The sequence below is a fragment of the Bradyrhizobium ivorense genome, from assembly GCF_900696085.1.
Lineage (GTDB): Bacteria > Pseudomonadota > Alphaproteobacteria > Rhizobiales > Xanthobacteraceae > Bradyrhizobium > Bradyrhizobium ivorense.
Window position 1 is genome coordinate 262,961 of record NZ_CAADFC020000033.1, and the last position, 17,093, is coordinate 280,053.

At 65.4% G+C, this 17,093-nt stretch carries 12 protein-coding genes and 1 pseudogene; 4 read left to right on the forward strand and 9 right to left on the reverse strand.

The features are described 5' to 3' along the window. Positions 1-94 precede the first annotated feature (94 nt). Positions 95-1,390 (reverse strand): L,D-transpeptidase, encoded by a 1,296-nt coding sequence (locus tag CI41S_RS39695; protein ID WP_139864420.1) that lies wholly within the window; start codon positions 1,388-1,390, stop codon positions 95-97. Positions 1,391-1,717: 327 nt separating this feature from the next. On the opposite strand from CI41S_RS39695, the gene CI41S_RS43945 reads away from it, so the two are divergent. Continuing rightward, positions 1,718-2,563 carry a hypothetical protein gene (locus CI41S_RS43945; protein ID WP_172628378.1) on the forward strand — a complete coding sequence of 282 codons (846 nt, stop codon included), beginning with the start codon at positions 1,718-1,720 and terminating at the stop codon, positions 2,561-2,563. Here the strand turns inward: CI41S_RS43945 and sseA are convergent. From sseA to CI41S_RS39715, 3 genes are all read right to left on the reverse strand, one after another. Continuing rightward, positions 2,560-3,417, reverse strand: a complete 858-nt coding sequence (gene sseA / locus CI41S_RS39705; RefSeq protein ID WP_139864421.1) for a 3-mercaptopyruvate sulfurtransferase — start codon at positions 3,415-3,417, stop codon at positions 2,560-2,562. The two genes, CI41S_RS43945 and sseA, sit on opposite strands and share 4 nt — an antisense overlap. A 128-nt stretch (positions 3,418-3,545) precedes the next feature. After that, the gene (locus CI41S_RS39710; protein ID WP_139486029.1) at positions 3,546-3,959 is read right to left on the reverse strand and encodes a rhodanese-like domain-containing protein; all 414 of its coding nucleotides are present in this window, start codon (positions 3,957-3,959) and stop codon (positions 3,546-3,548) included. Between the two features lie 121 nt (positions 3,960-4,080). Beyond that, the gene (locus CI41S_RS39715) at positions 4,081-5,256 is read right to left on the reverse strand and encodes a vWA domain-containing protein (protein WP_139864422.1); all 1,176 of its coding nucleotides are present in this window, start codon (positions 5,254-5,256) and stop codon (positions 4,081-4,083) included. A gap of 250 nt (positions 5,257-5,506) precedes the next feature. On the opposite strand from CI41S_RS39715, the pseudogene CI41S_RS45455 reads away from it, so the two are divergent. The 3 genes and pseudogenes from CI41S_RS45455 (at position 5,507) to CI41S_RS39730 (ending at position 9,933) form a co-directional block, all read left to right on the forward strand. Next, a pseudogene (locus CI41S_RS45455) lies at positions 5,507-7,328 on the forward strand (diguanylate cyclase). 182 nt (positions 7,329-7,510) lie between these two features. Continuing rightward, complete coding sequence (locus CI41S_RS39725; protein WP_139486027.1) at positions 7,511-8,353, forward strand: AAA family ATPase; 843 nt, start codon at positions 7,511-7,513, stop codon at positions 8,351-8,353. Positions 8,354-8,430: 77 nt separating this feature from the next. Next, positions 8,431-9,933 carry a flavin-containing monooxygenase gene (locus CI41S_RS39730; protein ID WP_139864423.1) on the forward strand — a complete coding sequence of 501 codons (1,503 nt, stop codon included), beginning with the start codon at positions 8,431-8,433 and terminating at the stop codon, positions 9,931-9,933. A 368-nt stretch (positions 9,934-10,301) separates the two neighbouring features. Here the strand turns inward: CI41S_RS39730 and CI41S_RS39735 are convergent, their stop codons facing one another. The 5 genes from CI41S_RS39735 to CI41S_RS39755 all read right to left on the reverse strand — a co-directional run bounded on the left by CI41S_RS39735 (position 10,302) and on the right by CI41S_RS39755 (position 17,018). Next, positions 10,302-11,945, reverse strand: a complete 1,644-nt coding sequence (locus CI41S_RS39735; protein ID WP_139864424.1) for a GMC family oxidoreductase — start codon at positions 11,943-11,945, stop codon at positions 10,302-10,304. Between the two features lie 25 nt (positions 11,946-11,970). Next, entirely contained in the window at positions 11,971-12,564 is a 594-nt protein-coding gene (locus CI41S_RS39740) for a GNAT family N-acetyltransferase (protein ID WP_139864425.1), read from the reverse strand. Positions 12,565-12,707: 143 nt separating this feature from the next. Then, the gene (locus CI41S_RS39745; protein WP_139864426.1) at positions 12,708-13,634 is read right to left on the reverse strand and encodes an SMP-30/gluconolactonase/LRE family protein; all 927 of its coding nucleotides are present in this window, start codon (positions 13,632-13,634) and stop codon (positions 12,708-12,710) included. A gap of 482 nt (positions 13,635-14,116) precedes the next feature. After that, the gene (locus CI41S_RS39750) at positions 14,117-15,004 is read right to left on the reverse strand and encodes a 4-(cytidine 5'-diphospho)-2-C-methyl-D-erythritol kinase (RefSeq protein WP_139864427.1); all 888 of its coding nucleotides are present in this window, start codon (positions 15,002-15,004) and stop codon (positions 14,117-14,119) included. A gap of 226 nt (positions 15,005-15,230) precedes the next feature. Then, positions 15,231-17,018: a tetratricopeptide repeat protein gene (locus tag CI41S_RS39755; RefSeq protein WP_139864428.1), complete on the reverse strand. Its 1,788-nt coding sequence runs from the start codon at positions 17,016-17,018 to the stop codon at positions 15,231-15,233. Between the last annotated feature and the right edge of the window lie 75 nt (positions 17,019-17,093).

Genomic DNA, 17,093 nt, shown 5'->3' on the forward strand with positions numbered 1-17,093 from the left:
TTGCCTCATCGCGGCAACGTCGAGAGCACCAGCTTGTTGCAACAAAAAAGGCGCGCTGTTCGCGCGCCTTTTTCAAAATCGATCGCCGTCGGGCCTAGCGGACCGTCACCGGCGGAGGCAGCGGCTGCACGCTGGTCGGCTGGGTGCCGGGCAGCGGCCCAGCCTGCGCCTGAACCGGTGCGGGTGCGCCGGCCGCGGGGCTGCCGGGGGGCGGCGCTGCGGAGGCCGTCGCCGTTCCCGGGGCCTGTCCACCGGGCAGCACGACCACGCGGGTGCCGACCTTGGTGCGCTCGAACAGGTCGGAGACGTCTTCGTTCAGCATGCCGATGCAGCCCGACGAGACGAACTTGCCGATGGTCGACGGCTGGTTGGTGCCGTGAATGCGATACACGGTCGAGCCGAGATACATCGCGCGGGCGCCGAGCGGGTTGCCGGGGCCACCGGCCATGAAGCGCGGCAGATAGGGCTGACGCTCGATCATCTCGGTCGGCGGATGCCAATCCGGCCACTCGGCCTTGCGGGTGATCTTCTGCACGCCGGTCCAGGTGAAGCCGTCGCGGCCGACACGGACGCCGTAGCGGATCGCCCGGCCATTGCCGAGGACGTAGTAAAGGTAAGTGTTCGGCGTATCGACCACGATGGTGCCCGCGGGCTCCTTGGTGGCGAACGCGACTTCCTGGCGCCGCAGGTTCGGCGGCAGTTGCGCCTTGCCGTCCTCCGGCTGCTCATCCGGCGGCAGTGCCGCGATCTGCAACGGCCGGCCATTGGCATCGACCGGAGGCTGCTGCGACGGCACCGCTCCGGTGACGCTCGTGCCGCCAACCGCTTCCGGCGGGCGCATGCCGCCACGATCATCGCCGCCCGGCGTGGCGGGATAGACCACGCCTGCGGCCGGAACGCCGTTGCTGTCGCGATAGGCATCCTGCTGCTGTGACCCCGGCGGACGGTCGGCGTAGATCACCGGCGGCGGGCCCATCGGGCGGCCGTAACGGGGATCATCAGGCGACATCACCGGGCCGGTCGGTGCGCGCTCGGAGTAGACCGGCGGCGCATTCATCGGACGGCCGTAGCGCGGATCGTCGGGCGACATCACTGGTCCCGCCGGCGCGCGATCGGAATAGGCGCGCGGGGCGTTCATCGGGCGGCCGTAGCGCGGGTCGTCCGGCGACATCACCGGACCGGGCGGCGGCAATGCGGCCGAATCGTGCGGCGCATCGTCGTCATCGTTGATCGCGTCGAAATCCGGCAGGCTGCCCGGCGGATAAGGCTGTGGCGCAGCCGAATAGGTGGTACCCCGGGGCGCCGGATAACCCTGCGCATGCGCGAACGAGGTTCCTGCCACGCCAAGCGCCGCGGCAGCGCAAATCGTCAGAATGCGATTGATCATCATTGCTCTTGTATAGTCCCCAAGCCACACCGGACTGTTAACGGGCAGATGACGGAAGATAGCGGCGCATTCAAGACAAATCCGCGAAATCCGGTCCAATACGGGCATTTTGTGATTGAACATCACGCTGCGGCAAAGATGTCTCACGGCCCGCGAAACGCTGTCCATGTGCCTGAAGTCATCAATCGCCCGCATTTTGTAACAAACAGTCCCCAAGCGTTGCGATATTCTCGAATCGGCCTGATTCGCGCTTCGCGTGCCGGCCTTCCTCGTGTGGTCACCGCGTACCCCTGACATCAAGACCCTCCCGCAGAAGGGGGAACCGCGCCCATGCTCCCCGGACTTCGTTTTCTGTTCGCCGCGATCGTACTGGCGACCTCGCTGCTGATATTCGGGCTGGGAGCCGCCGCGTTACTGCGTGCCGCGCATGAGGAATTCGCCAGCATCCCGGCCCGCCGGGCTCCGCCCGAACCCCCGTTCGCCCAGCAGGTGGACACGCAGCCGGTGCTCGCCATGGTGCGCGTCGACCCGCCCGCCGAGACGGTGACGGCCGACAGCCCGGCGCCGCAGACTTTGCCTTCATCCGAGCCGCCTGCCGCTGCCGAGACGCCGGCCGAGCCCGAGAAGGTCGCCGCCGCGACGACCGCCGATCCCGCTCCGGCGGCCGAGCCGAAGCAGGAGCCGCAGGCGGTCGAGGCGCCGGCACCTGTTGAGGCAGCCGAAGCCCCCGCGCAGGCACCGGCCGTGGAGGCCTCGCCGGCCCCGCAGCCCGCGCCGCCCGTCACTGAGGCAGTCCCGTCTCCCGTCGAGGTCAAAGTCGCCGCGGTGGCCGAGCCGGCTCCGACGACGGCCATCGTGCCGGCCCCCGCTGCACCGACGCCGGTGACGGTTGCGCCCGAACCGCCGCCGCCCTCACCCGAAGCGATCGCGGCGGCGAAGACAATCGCAACGCTGGGGGGACCGGAAGTCGTAGTTGAGCCGGCGGCGGCGCCGAAGGTCGTGGAGAAGAAGTCGAAGGTCGAGGAGAAGAAGAAGTCGGAGCGCAGCGAGCCCAAGCGGACGGCACGCAAGAAGGAACGGCGCCGGGTCACCCGGGCGCGGCCGCCGCGGCAGGCGCTGGTTCAGCAGCAACTCGATCCGTTCGGCCAGCCGGTGCCGGCCACTACGCGGCGCTAAGCCGGCCCGGTCGCGATCGGCGGGCCGCTCGCCTGGCCCCATTCGGACCACGAGCCGTCATAGAGCGCGGTGTCGGTGATGCCGAGCCGGTACAGCGCGAGCGTCAGCACGCCGGCCGAAACGCCGGAACCGCAGCTGGTCACGATCGGCGCATCGAACTTGACGCCGGCGCCAGTGAATGCGGCGCGCAGATCGTCGAGCGGCTTCATCGCGCCGGTCGCGGCATCGAACAGCTGGTTGTAGGGCACGTTGCGGGCGCCCGGGATGTGGCCGGCGCGGATGCCCGGCCGCGGCTCCGGCGCGCGGCCCTCGAAACGGTCGGCGGCGCGCGCGTCGATCACCTGCTCCTTGCGGCTTTCGACATTGGCGATCATCTGCTCGATGCTGCGCACGCGCTTCGCATCATAGCTCGCCTTGAAGGTCGCGGGCTTCCGCTTCACCTCGCCGCTCTCGACCGGCCGGCCCTCGGCGCGCCACTTCTTTAAGCCCCCGTTGAGGATGCGCACATTGCGGTGGCCATAGGACAGAAACATCCACCAGGCGCGCGGCGCTGCCACCCAGCCGCCGCCGTCGTAGATCACGACAGTGTCGGCATTGCTGACGCCGAGCCCGCCGATGTCGCGGCCGAACTGCTCGGCGCTCGGAAACATATGCGGCAGCGGATTGGCATGGTCGGACACCGCGTCGACATCGAAGAACACCGCGCCGGGCAGATGTGTGGCGAGATAGTCGTCCTTCGGCAGCGGCAGCACGCCCGGCAGCTTGAAGGTCGCGTCGAGCACCTTCACGTTGGCATCGTTGAGATGCGCGGCCAGCCATTCGGTGGAAACAAGCGGATCGTCGGCGGTGGTCATGGTGTTTCTTTCCCGTCATTCCGGGGCGATGCGGAGCATCGAACCCGGAATCTCGCAAGGCAATCTCTGGATTCCGGGTTCGAGCTTCGCGCGCCCCGGAATGACGATGGCGAGAACGGCAGCGCCCCTCACCCCTTCTTCTTCGGCTCCCAGGCCTCGATCGGGCCACCGGCGTCGCGCCAGGCGGCAAAGCCGCCGCCCATATGCGCGACCGGCTTCAGGCCCATGTCCTTGGCGGTCTTGGCGGCGAGCGCCGAGCGCAGGCCGCCGGCGCAGTGGAAGATGAACTTCTTGTCCTGCTGGAAGATCGGCTTGGCATAGGGGCTGTTCGGATCGATCCAGAACTCCAGCATGCCGCGGGTGCAGGGGAACGCGCCGGGGATCCTGCCGTCGCGCTCGATCTCGCGGGGATCTCGGATATCGACGATCACGACGTCGTCCTTGCCGATCAGCGTGATCGCATCCTTCGCGCTGATGGTCTCGATCTCGGCATTGGCCTCGTCGATCATCGCCTTGATGCCGCGGTGGATGGTCTGGGGCATGGCGCTCTCCCTCGTTTTGTCTGTCATTCCGGGGCGCGAAGCGAACCCGGAATCTCGATCGAGTTTCATCAACTCGAGGTTCCGGGTTCGCACTCCGTGCGCCCCGGAACGACGGAAACGGCTACCGCACCAGTTCCTTCATCGCATTCTCCAGACCCTCGATCGTGATTGGATACATGCGCTCGGAGAAGATGCGGCGGATGATGGTGGTGGATTCCGAATAGTCCCAGTGCTTCTGCGCCACCGGATTGAGCCACACCGCATGCGGATAGGTGCGGATGATGCGGTCGAGCCAGACCGAGCCGGCCTCCTCGTTGACATGCTCGACCGAGCCGCCGGGCACCATGATCTCGTAAGGCGACATCGAGGCGTCGCCGACGAACACCACCTTGTAGTCGTGCGGATATTTGTGCAGCACGTCCCAGGTCGGCGTGCGATCGGTGAAGCGCCGCTTGTTCTGCTTCCAGACGCCCTCATAGAGGCAGTTGTGGAAGTAGAAATATTCCATGTGCTTGAATTCGGTCTTGGCGGCCGAAAACAATTCCTCGACCTGCTCGATATGCGAATCCATCGAGCCGCCGATATCGAAGAACACCAGCACCTTGACCGCGTTGCGCCGCTCGGGGCGCATGTGCACGTCGAGATAGCCGTGGTTGGCGGTCTCCTTGATCGTGGTGTCGAGATCGAGCTCGTCGGGCGCGCCGGTGCGGGCGAACTTGCGCAGGCGGCGCAGCGCGACCTTGATGTTGCGGATGCCGAGCTCGACATTGCCGTCGAGATCCTTGAACTCGCGCTTGTCCCACACCTTCACGGCGCGGTTGTTGCGGTTCTTCTCCTGGCCGATGCGGACGCCTTCGGGATTGTAGCCGTGGGCGCCGAACGGCGAGGTTCCGGCGGTGCCGATCCACTTGCTGCCGCCCTGGTGGCGGCCCTTCTGTTCCTCGAGGCGCTTCTTCAGGGTCTCCATGAGCTTGTCCCAGCCCATGGCCTCGATCTGCTTCTTCTCTTCCTCGGTGAGATATTTCTCCGCGAGCTTCTTCAGCCACTCCTCGGGGATCTCGGCCTTGTCCATGGCATCGAGCAGGCTCTCGAGCCCCTTGAACACGGAGCCGAACACGCGGTCGAACTTGTCGAGATTGCGCTCGTCCTTCACCAGCGCGGTGCGCGACAGATAGTAGAAATTCTCGACCGACTGATCGGCGAGATCGGCGTCAAGCGCTTCCATCAACGTCAGATATTCCCGGAGCGTGACCGGGACCTGGGCGTCGCGCAGCGATGTGAAGAACTGCAGGAACATGGCTACTTAAATCGCCCGCCCCGCCGGTGCCGTCAAGGGCCCCTCCCCGGCGGGACCCGCGGATCAGCCATTCACCTTCACTTAACCACCCTGGCCAGCTTCGGTCTTGCCGGCCGAAACGTCACATTAAGATGGCGCGTTGATCACTGGAGGCGGCATGACGCCAGTGGACACCGACTTGCCCTACAGCTCCGCCAAGCAACCGAAATTGTTTTCGCCGCGGGCCATCGTGACCACGGTCGTCGTCGCGATGAGCGCGTGCGTGCTCGGACTGCTGGTCTGGAAGGCAATCGAGGGGCGCACCGCGGCGCTGGCCCAGGGCGAGCGGGACATTCACAATCTCACCCATTCGCTCGCCGAACACGCCTCGCATTCGATCCAGGCCATCGACGTGGCCATGGGCGCCATGGTCGACCTGCTGAAATACCAGAAGCCGCGCGTCGACCGCTTCAATGCCGCGCTGCGCAAGACCGCGGACGCCCTGCCGCAGATTGGCGAGATCGGGGTGATCGGCCCGGATGGCGCCAGGATCTACTCGTCCGCCGCGGAACTGCCGGCGCACAACAACGCCGATCGCAGCTATTTCATCGCGCACCGCGATTCCACCGATTCCGCGCTGCATATCAGCGAGCCGCTGGAGTCGCGCCTGACCGGCCGGCCGACCATCGTGCTCTCGCGCCGCATCACCAAGGAGGACGGCAGCTTTGGCGGCATCCTGTTCGCCACCATCGAGAGCCGGTATTTCGACAATTTCTACCAGGCGTTCCGGTTCGGCCCGCATGCCGGGATCACCCTGCTGCGGCTCGACGGCATCGTGCTGGCGCATTGGCCGTCGGGCAAGTGGAACAAGGAGGTGTCGGCGGCTTTCAAGACCAGGATCGAGCAGGACCGAACCGGCTATACCAAGACCACCTCGCCGTTCGACGGGCGGATCAAATATCTCGGTTTCGAGCGGGCCTCGCAATATCCGATCGTGGTGACCGTTGCGCTGCCGGAGGCCGAGGTTCTTGCCGCGTGGCACGAGGATTTGCGCAATGACCTGCTCGTTGCTTTGGTGCTGATGGGAATCGTCGTCCTGTTTGCGGTCCTGCTGGCGCGCGAATTCGGCAAGCGAACCCGGGTTGGACTGATGCTGCGTGAACGCGAGGCGCGCTATCGGCTGCTCGCCGACAACATCGCCGACGTCGTGATTCTGCTCGATCGCAACGGCCGGTTTCTGTTCGTGTCGCAGTCGGTCGAGACCATTCTCGGCCGCAAGGCGGACGATTTGATCGGCAAGTCCTGCTTCGAGTTCGTGCATCCGGACAACCTCGCCGACGTCGCCAAGGCGACGTCGGAGCTGACCGACTGGACGATCACCAAGACGGTGGAATTCAGAACCTATCGCGCCGACGGATCGGAGGTCTGGGTCGAGATCAACTTCAAGCTTGCCGGCGCCGCGGACGATCACCGCGGCATCGAGGTGGTCGGCGTCCTGCGCGATGTGACCGAACGCCGCAAGATGGAGGACGAGCTCAACGCATTGAACGTGCGGCTGGCCGCGCTCGCCACCACCGACGGCCTGACCGGGCTCGCCAATCGCAGAAGTTTCGACGTGGCGCTGCCGCGCGAGTTTCGCGACCGCGAGCACATCTCGCTCATCATGCTCGATATCGACCACTTCAAGGGCTTCAACGACAGCCTCGGCCATCAGGCCGGCGACGAATGTCTGCGTCGCGAACGTGATCGCCGACGCCACCGACAAGACGACGGCGCTGGCGGCGCGCTACGGCGGCGAGGAATTTGCCATCATCCTGCCCAGCGTCGGCGAGCAGGACGCGCTCAAGGTGGCGGAAGCCATCCGTCTCATGGTGCGCTCGCTGGCGATCGCCAATCCCGCCGCGCGCCGCGGCGTGGTGTCGATCAGCGTGGGAATTGCCAGCCGCTCGGCCGTCACCACTGACGAGAGCGAATTGCTGCGCCGGGCCGACCACGCGCTCTACGAAGCGAAGCATTCCGGGCGCGACCGCACCGTGCTGGCGTCGTCGCTGTCGGGTGACAGTCATTCCGCAGGGCGGAAACAGTACGCGTGACATACTATGCGCACGGCGCTGTCCGGGCCCCGCTGCGCTGCGGAATCCGGCCTAGACCGCCCTGCTTTTTCATCTAGTATGACAGCTGACAAGACATTGGACAGGATCTGCGACCGCCGCGAGAGCGGTCGTTTCATGTCGGGCCCCGCGCGGCCGACGAACGAACCAAGGCAAACAGATAGATGAAATTCACGGGTACAAAGGATTACGTCGCCACCGATGATCTCAAGGTTGCCGTCAACGCCGCCATCGTGCTCGAGCGCCCGCTGCTGGTGAAGGGCGAGCCCGGCACCGGCAAGACCGTACTGGCCGAGGAAGTCGCCAAGGCGATCGACGCGCCGCTGCTCACCTGGCACATCAAGTCGACCACCAAGGCGCAGCAGGGCCTCTACGAATACGATGCGGTGTCGCGGCTGCGCGACAGCCAGCTCGGCGATGCGCGCGTCTCCGACATCAAGAACTACATCAAGCGCGGCAAGCTGTGGGACGCCTTCACTGCCGAGAAACGCCCGGTGCTGCTGATCGACGAGATCGACAAGGCCGACATCGAATTCCCCAACGACCTGCTGCTCGAGCTCGACCGCATGGAGTTCTACGTCTACGAGACCGGCGAGAACATCAAGGCGAAGCTGCGCCCGATCGTGATGATCACCTCGAACAACGAGAAGGAACTGCCCGACGCCTTCCTGCGCCGCTGCTTCTTCCACTACATCAAGTTCCCCGACGCCGACACCATGGGCCGGATCGTCGACGTGCACTTCCCCAACATCAAGAAGCGGCTGGTCGAAGAGGCGCTGCGCATCTTCTTCGAGGTGCGCGAGGTGCCCGGCCTGAAGAAGAAGCCGTCGACCTCGGAGCTGCTCGACTGGCTCAAGCTGCTGCTCAACGAGGACATCACGCCGGAGATGCTGCGCGAGCGCGATCCGCGCAAGCTGATCCCGCCGCTGCACGGCGCGCTGCTCAAGAACGAGCAGGACGTGCACCTGTTCGAGCGACTGGCGTTCCTGAGCCGCCGCGAAGTCTAGCTTCGATATCGGCGAGCGCCGGAGCGAAAGCTCCGGCGTTTGCTTCTCAGCCTCAACCAACAAGAAGACCAGGGAAGATGAACGTCCAGACCCAGATCCGGGCCGCCGAGCCCGTTACATCAGAGCATTTTGACGTCCTGATCGCAGGCGCCGGCATCTCCGGCGTCGGCGCCGCCTATCACCTCACCACGCAATGCCCGGGCACGACGTTCGTCGCGCTGGAGACGCAAAAGACCTTCGGCGGCACCTGGTCGACGCATCGCTATCCCGGCATCCGCTCCGACAGCGACCTGCACACCTTCGGCTATCGCTTCAAGCCGTGGACCAGCGCGCCGATCGCGAGCGCGGCCGAGATTTTGAAATACATGGGCGAGGTGATCGAAGAGAACGATCTCGCCCGCCATATCCGCTACCGCCACACCATCACCGCGGCGGAATGGTCCAACGAGACCAATCTGTGGACCATCGATGCCACGCGCATCGACACCGGTGAACACCTGCGCTTCACCGCCAACTTCTTCTGGATGTGCCAGGGCTATTACCGCCACGACGCCGGCTACACGCCGGAATGGACCGACATGGCGAAGTTCAAGGGCACCATCGTGCATCCGCAGACCTGGCCCGACGACCTCGACTACAAGGGCAAGCGGGTGATCGTGATCGGCTCCGGCGCTACCGCCGCGACGCTGATCCCGGCGATGGCCAACGATGCCGGCCACGTCACCATGCTGCAGCGCTCGCCGACCTATTTTCGCACCGGCCGCAACGCGATCGAGATCGCCGAGGAGCTGCGCCGGCTGCAGGTCGACGAGGCCTGGATCCACGAGATCGTCCGCAGAAAAATCCTGTTCGAGCAGGATGCCTTCACCAAGCGGACCTTTGCCGAGCCCGAGGGCGCCAAGAAAGACTTGCTGGCGGCGGTCGAGGCCGTGCTCGGCAAGGATTTTGACATCGCCACCCATTTCACGCCGAGCTACCGGCCGTGGCGGCAGCGCATTGCCTTCGTCCCGGATGCCGACCTGTTCCACGCCATCAAGGGCGGCAAGGCTTCGGTCGTCACCGACGAGATCGAGCGCTTCACCGAGACCGGCATCCTGCTCAAGTCCGGCAAAAAGCTCGAGGCCGACATCATCATCACCGCGACCGGATTCCATCTCTCCGCCAATGGCGGCATCGAGTTCGCAATCGACGGCAAGCCGCTCGATTTCAAGGACACCGTGACCTATCGCGGCATGATGTTCACCGGCGTGCCGAACCTCGTCTGGGTGTTCGGCTATTTCCGCGCCAGCTGGACCTTGCGCGTCGACCTCGTCGCCGACTTCGTCTGCCGCATGCTCAAGCACATGAAGGCGACCGGCGCCAGCAAGGTGACGCCGGCGCTGCGGCCCGAAGACCATAACATGCCGCTGCTGCCGTGGATCGACCCGGAGAATTTCAACCCCGGCTACATGATGCGCGGCATGCACCTGTTGCCGAAGCGCGGCGACAAGCCGGAGTGGCAGCACAACCAGGACTACTGGGCCGAGAAGGACGAATTCCCGGCGATCGACCTCAAGGACAAGGCATTCGTCTACGGGTAGCGCCCGCTTCTGATCCGGTCACCCTATGCCAATCCCGTCACCCTGAGAGGGTGTGAAGCTTTGTCCTCACCACCTGTCATCGCCCGGCTTGACCGGGCGATCCAGTACGCCGCGGCCTCTCGGTACAATCACCACTGCCTCTGGAATACTGGATCACCCGCCTACGCGGGTGATGACACCGAGCAAGTTGAGCAAACCAACCCGTCACCCTGAGGTGGCCGCTTCTTCAGCGGCCCTCGAAGGGTCGACGGCCACCGGTGGCGGCCGATTCATCCTTCGAGGCTCGCAAGAGCTCGCGCCTCCAGCGACAAAGGCGAAGCCTTTGCGCGGGGATGACGGTGATAGGGCGTGCGCGCTGATCGAAAACCTCACGCATACTCCGGCAATTTCGCCGCGGCTTCCGGCGTCTTGCCGCGGATCATGTCGGAGGCCTTGTCGGCGATCATCAGCGTGGACGCGTTGAGGTTGGCCGAGATCATTCGCGGCATGATCGAGGCGTCGATCACGCGCAGGCCTTCCATGCCGTGAACCCGAAGCTGGTCGTCGACCACGGACCACGGTGCATCCGCCGGACCCATCCGGCAGGTGCAGCCGGGATGGAAGGTGGTGGTGCCGCGCTCCGTTGCGGCGGCGAGCAGCTCGTCGTCGCTCTGCACCTTCGGGCCGGGAAAATCCTCGTAAGCGTAATACGGCTTGAGCGGCTCGGAGGCGAGCAGCCGGCGCGCCAGCTTCATGCCGGCGACGACGACGCGGCGGTCGAGTTCTTCGGCGAGATAATTGGTCTGGATGATCGGTGGCGCAAACGGATCGGCGGAGCGAATCCGAACATAGCCGCGGCTCTCCGGCCGCTGCTGCCATGACGCCACCGTCATGCCGGGCTCGTCCTCGAGCTGGCCCTGCACGCCCTCCTTGTAGCTCGCCGGCGTGAAGGTGAGCTGCAGATCCGAGCTCTCGGTGGTCTCGCCGGAATGCCAGAAGCAGTACACCATGGTCGGCGACAGCGACAGCAGGCCGCGCCGCGTCGTCGCCCATTTCAGCGCCTCGACCCACAGGCTGAGGCCGCGGCGCAGCTCGTTGATGGTCCGGATGTTCTTGACCCGCGCCACCGAACGCGGCGCGTAGTGATCCTGCAGGCCCTCGCCGACACCGGGCAGCGCGTGAACCACCTCGATGCCGTGGGTCTTCAACAGCTCGGGCGCGCCGACGCCCGAGAGCTGCAGCAGCTGCGGCGAGTTGTAGGCGCCGCCGGACAGGATGACTTCCTTGTTGGCGCGGATCTCCAAGGGATCGCCGTACTTGCCGCCGCGATTGTAGCGCACGCCGACTGCGCGCTTGCCCTCGAAGATGATGCCGGTGACATGCGCATGGGTGCGCACATCGACGTTCGGCCGCCGGTTGGCCGGATGCAGGAAGGCGGTGGCGGCGCTGACCCTGCGGCCGTTCTGGATGGTGCGCTGGCAGTACGACACGCCCTCCTGGATCTGGCCGTTGTAATCAGGGTTGCGCGGAATGCCGAGGCTGACCGCGCCCGCCATGAAGGCCTCGCAGAGCGGGTCCTGCCAATCCATCGTGGTGACGGTGAGATTGCCGTCGCGGCCGCGGTAGGTGTCGTCGCCCTCGCCGATCCGCTTCTCCATGCGCCGGAAGTACGGCAGCACGTCGGGATAGCCCCAGCCGCGATTGCCGAGCTGCGCCCAGGTGTCGAAATCCTGGCGCTGGCCGCGGTTGTAGATGTGGCCGTTGATCGAGGACGAGCCGCCGAGCGTCTTGCCGCGCGGCGCATAGATGCTGCGCCCGCCGGTGTAGGGACCCACCTCCTGCTGGTAGGCCCAGTTCACGCTCTTCATATGGAAGGTCTTGATGAACCCGGCCGGCAGATGGATGTAGGGATGCCAGTCGCTCGGCCCCGCCTCCAGCACGCACACGCGGGTCGTGCGGTCTTCACTCAAGCGGTTGGTCAGCACGCTCCCGGCGGAGCCTGCGCCGATGATCACATAATCGAAGGTTTCCATCGTTCCGTTTCTGGCGCCGACTCCGTCAGCGCGGTTTATCGTTGAGCTGATAGGTGAGATGCGCCTTCACCGTCGGCCATTCGCTGGCAATGATGCTGTAAACCACGGTGTCGCGCAACGTGCCGTTGGGCGCGATCTGGTGACTGCGCAGGATGCCGTCCTGCTTGGCGCCGAGACGCTCGATGCCGCGACGGCTCTGGTGATTGAAGAAGTGGGTGCGGAACTCGACCGCGATGCAATCGAGCTTTTCGAACGCGTGGGCCAGCAGCAGCAGTTTGCACTGCGTATTGACCGCGCTGCGCTGCACACGCTTGGCGTACCAGGTCGAGCCGATCTCGACACGGCGGTTCGGCGTGTCGACATTCATGTAGGTGGTCATGCCGGCGATCTTGCCGTCGGCGTCGAACACCGTGAACGGCAGCATCGACCCGGCGGCCTGCAGGCCGAGCCTGCGGTCGATCTCTTTCGTCATGTTCTCCGGCTGCGGGATCGCCGTGTACCAGAGATTCGAGAGCTGGCCGTCCTTCACCGCCTCAGTCAGCCCGGCGAGGTGATCGTGCGACAGCGGTTCGAGCCGCGCATGTGCGCCGCACAGGGTGACCGGTTCAAGCCAGGGCATCTTCGATCCTCCCTCCACCTTGTCATTCCGGGGCGATGCGAAGCATCGAACCCGGAATCTCGAGATCCCCGGTGCGCAATTGCGCACCTGGGGTCTGGTGCTTCGCACCATCCCGGGATGACGATTGCGCTAACGCGCAATCGTCATCGATTCAAAAAATTCAGCGGCAATCCGCCCCGCGGCCAGTCCATCGCGATCAGCTCGCCCTTGCCTGACAGCGTGATGTAGGCGGTCTTCAGCTCGGGGCCGCCGAAGGCGATGTTGGTGGTGACGCGGTCGCCGGTCGGCACCTGCTCGACCAGCGTGCCGTCGGGCGCGATCACCGAGATGCAGCCCGAGACCAGCGTCGCGACGCAGACATTGCCGTTCGCTTCGACCGCGAGCGAGTCGAACATCTGGTAGCCGCCGAGGCCGGCGATCGGCTTGCCACGCTCGCCGCGATAGATCACCTCGCGCGGCTTGATCGTGCCGGGCTCGGAAACTTCATAGGCCCACAGCCGTGCAGTCGGCGTCTCCGCGATGTAGACGGTCTTCTCGTCCGGCGACAGGCCGATGCCGTTGGCGGGCAGGATGCCGTGCACGGCCTCGACGATCTCGCTCATCCCGGGCTTCAGGTAATAGAACGCGCCGACATCCATGTCGCGCGCGCGGCGCTTGCCGAGGTCGGAGAACCACAGGCCGCCCTGTTTGTCGAACACCAGATCGTTCGGCCCGCGCAGGCCATGCTCGCCGCACTTCGTCACCACGGTCTCGACTTGGCCGGATTGCAGATCGACACGCTGGATCGAGCCGCCGAGATAATCCTCCGGCTGCGGTCCCGGCATGATCATCTTGCCGGCCGGCATCCAGGAGAAGCCGCCATTGTTGCAGATGTAGATCTTGCCCTCGGGACCAAGTGCCGCACCGTTCGGGCCGCCCGGCACTTTCGCGACAATCTCTTTGCGCCCGTCGGGATAGACCCGTGTCAGCCGCTGGCCGCGGATTTCCACCAGCACCACCGAGCCGTCGGGCAGCACGACTGGCCCTTCGGGAAATTCCAGATCGGTGGCGAGAACTCGGATATTGGCCATGGCATCCTCCCGGCTCATTGGCTGCCGGCGGATTTTATGACGGTCCCGCGCGCGCAACGTTGTCGTTTCGGCCTGTTATGGCAAAGCGGGTTTGGCTTGCCAAGCAAGGCGCCCGCAAGGCTGCCCGGCGTTCAGGTGGGCCGAGCTATGGCCTCAATATTGGTGTCGTCCCTGCGAAGCTATCAGACCCGTCATCCTGAGGTGCGAGCCTCTTCGGCGAGCCTCGAAGGATCGACGGCCACCAGCCGGGCCGATTCATCCTTCGAGGCTCGCCCAGCGGCGCAATTGCGCCGCAAGGCTCGCACCTCCAGCGACAAAGGCGTAGCCTTTGCACGGGGATGACGGTGATCGCTTTTGGCGCATCGATCTCCACGTATCGTCCCGGCGAGATTGTTGCGACATCGAGAGTCATACCACCGTATTCTCGCAACATGATGGTGGGCACGCTGTCGCTTTGCCCACCTACGCCATTGCGCGTCGCCTCAGCTCAGCGTGCCGGCGTGCACCCACCAGCCGGGCTGGTCGGCGCGGAGCTTTTCGCCGGCGGCGCGGGCGTCGGCATCCGTTGCGAAGATCGCAAAGCAGGTCGCGCCGGAGCCTGACATGCGCACGAGGCGGACGCCGTTGGCCTGACGCAGCGCGGACAGCACGTCGCTGATCACAGGCTCGACGCGCGCGGCAGGGGTTTCGAGATCGTTGGTGCCGCTTGCGAGCGCGTCGATCCAGTCGTCGATCGCGCTCGAGGTGTCGGGCCAGGACGGGGCCTGCATCACCACATCGGTGGCGCCGATCAGGAGCTCGCCGTGACGCAGGCCGAGCGCATTGAAGACGTCCTTGGTCGCAACCGGCACGCGCGGATTGACCAGCACGCACGGCAGCGTCGGCAGGTCGAGCGGCAGCAGGCTCTCGCCGACGCCGCTCATGTCGCAGGCGCGCGAGGCGACGCACACCGGCACGTCGGCGCCGGTCTTGAGCGCGACCTCCATGATCCGTTCGTCGTCGAGCGACAGCTCGTTGAGCCGTGCCAAAAGCCGCAGCGCGGCCGCGGCATCCGCCGAGCCGCCGCCGATGCCGGCAGCCACCGGCAGCACCTTCTCCAGCGTGAAGTGGCCGACCTTGAGGTCGGCGACACGCTCGCCGAGCAGGCGCGCGGCCTTGAGCACCAGATTGTCCGAGGTGTCGCCGCAGGCATCCGCCAGCGGCCCGGACATCGAGAGCGCCAGCACCTCGCCCGGCTCCAAGATCAGGCGATCGGCGCAATCCGCAAACGCGACGACGCTCTCCAGATCGTGCAATCCATCGACGCGCCGCCCGACCACCTTCAGCGTCAGGTTGACCTTGGCACGCCCCTCTTCAATCAGCGCCGGCACGGCGAATAGCCCCTAAAAAACAAACATCGTGAAGCGATTAGCGTAAATCGCACCACGATCCTATCCCTTTGTTGGCGCAGAAATTCCGGCACCACTCGTCATGCCCGGGCTTGACCCGGGCATCCATCGCCCGAAAGGGCATCTCGCGAAGGGGGATGGATGGCCGGGTCAAGCCCGGCCATGACGATCTCATTCTGCGGAAGGCCTTGGCCCATCTAGCGAGACGCTAACCGCCCTTGCCGCCGTCGTCCTTCTTCTTGTCGTTGGCGGCGGCAGCCGGCGAGGCATCTTCGGGCAGGCCGTTGTCGATCTTGGCCTGGATCTTCGGGAGCTCGTCCGGCTCCGGCTTGAGGTCGCGGGCATGCGCCCACTGGAACTTGGCCTCCAGCGTGCGGCCGATGCGCCAATAGGCATCGCCGAGATGGTCGTTGATGGTCGGATCTTCCGGCTTCAGGTCGATGGCGCGCTCGAGGTTCTTCACCGCTTCCTCGAAATTGCCGATCCGGTAGTAGGCCCAGCCCAGCGAATCCACGATGTAACCGTCGTCGGGGCGCTGCTCGACGGCACGCTTGATCATCTTCATGCCTTCGTCGAGGTTGATGCCCTGGTCGATCCAGGAATAGCCGAGATAGTTCAGCACATGCGGCTGCTCGGGCTGCAGCTCTAGCGCCTTGCGCATGTCGGTCTCGGCCTTGTTCCACTGCTTGGAGCGCTCCTCGCAGATGCCGCGATAGTAGTAGGTGACCCAGGCATTCTTGTCGCCGCCGGCCGGCAGCGCATCGATCGCCTGCGAATAGGTCATCGCGCAGTCGCCGAACTTCTTGCGGCCGCGCTCGATGTTGCCGAGCGCCAGGATCGCCTCGATGTCCTTCGGGTATTCCGTCGCGACGTCCTTGAGGATCTTGATCGCCTCGTCGCTGCGGTCGGCGGCATCGAGATTGGTCGCGAGCTGGATCTGGGCGTTGCGCTTCAGCGGCGAGGACGCCGGCATCCGCTCATAGATCTTGATCGCCATCTGCGGCTTCTTCACCGATTCATAGAGATCGGCGAGCGAGAGCAGCGCCATCGGATGGCTCGGCTGCAGATAGAGCGCCAGCTGCAGATAGACCAGCGCGAGGTCCTCGCCGCCGCGGCGGGTCAAGGTCGCGCCGATGCCGTAGAGCGCCTCGGCGGCGCCGGCCTGCGGACTATCGACCAGCGGCGGCAGCTTCTTGCCGGCCTTGGTCTCCTTGATGCCGTCAAGCACCAGCGGGTGGCGCGGCAGCTTCTTGTCGAAGGCTTCATACAGCGCGGTGGCGGAGGCGGCATCCTTGTTGCGCGAGGTCCAGCGCGCATATTCATCGACCGTGCGCAGCGCCGAATCGTCCAGCTTGTAGGTGCGCTCGAGCCGGGTGCCGGCGTCCTTCTCCTTGCCGGCGAGCTCGTAGATCATGCCGGCATGCAGGTCCTTGAAGATCGGATACCAGTCCGGCCCGGTCAGCTTGTCGATTCCGGCGATCGCGGCCTTGGAGTCGCCGGCGCCATAGGCCGCCCAGGACGACAGCAGGGTGGCGACGAGGTCGGTGATCGGGCCGCGGATCGACTGGTTGATGTTGGTCTGCGCGGCGGCGTACTTCTTCAGCTTGAGGTCGCGCACGCCGACCACGAGGCGGGCGACGCGGTTGGCCTTGTCCTGGGTCAGGATGCGGTCGGCGAGCTTGACCGCCTCGTCGATGTCGCCGTCGGCGAGCGAGGAGATGAAGGCGCGGTCGAGCAGCTCGGAGTTCTTCGGATCGGTGCGCAGCGCCGAGCGGTAGAACGCCGCGGCCGAGGCCGCATCGCGCTCGACGCTGGCATGGCGGGCGGCCAGATAGCTGCCGGCGGTGGTCAGCGATTTCAAATCGTTCTTGGTCGGGAATTGCGCCGTGTTGTCGGCGGGATGGTCGGGCGTCTGCGCCGCCAGCTGCGCCGGCGCGGCGAGCGCGGCTGCGGCGAGTGCGGCAATGGTCAGGCGGTTGAAACGGGTGAACAGCATCACGGTCGCCTTGCTCCAGGAATTTACGGCCAGATCCTTACAAGATCTCGCTTGCGATCAGCTTCAAAATGCGAC

Bases quoted from the DNA above. Each gene is read 5' to 3' on its own strand.
- CI41S_RS39695 (WP_139864420.1), bottom strand. From the start codon at position 1,390: ATGATGATCAATCGCATTCTGACGATTTGCGCTGCCGCGGCGCTTGGC.
- CI41S_RS39725 (WP_139486027.1), top strand. From the start codon at position 7,511: ATGAAATTCACGGGTACAAAGGATTACGTCGCCACCGATGATCTCAAG.
- CI41S_RS39710 (WP_139486029.1), bottom strand. From the start codon at position 3,959: ATGCCCCAGACCATCCACCGCGGCATCAAGGCGATGATCGACGAGGCC.
- CI41S_RS39735 (WP_139864424.1), bottom strand. From the start codon at position 11,945: ATGGAAACCTTCGATTATGTGATCATCGGCGCAGGCTCCGCCGGGAGC.
- CI41S_RS39755 (WP_139864428.1), bottom strand. From the start codon at position 17,018: ATGCTGTTCACCCGTTTCAACCGCCTGACCATTGCCGCACTCGCCGCA.
- CI41S_RS43945 (WP_172628378.1), top strand. From the start codon at position 1,718: ATGCTCCCCGGACTTCGTTTTCTGTTCGCCGCGATCGTACTGGCGACC.
- CI41S_RS39740 (WP_139864425.1), bottom strand. From the start codon at position 12,564: ATGCCCTGGCTTGAACCGGTCACCCTGTGCGGCGCACATGCGCGGCTC.
- CI41S_RS39715 (WP_139864422.1), bottom strand. From the start codon at position 5,256: ATGTTCCTGCAGTTCTTCACATCGCTGCGCGACGCCCAGGTCCCGGTC.
- CI41S_RS39730 (WP_139864423.1), top strand. From the start codon at position 8,431: ATGAACGTCCAGACCCAGATCCGGGCCGCCGAGCCCGTTACATCAGAG.
- sseA (WP_139864421.1), bottom strand. From the start codon at position 3,417: ATGACCACCGCCGACGATCCGCTTGTTTCCACCGAATGGCTGGCCGCG.
- CI41S_RS39745 (WP_139864426.1), bottom strand. From the start codon at position 13,634: ATGGCCAATATCCGAGTTCTCGCCACCGATCTGGAATTTCCCGAAGGG.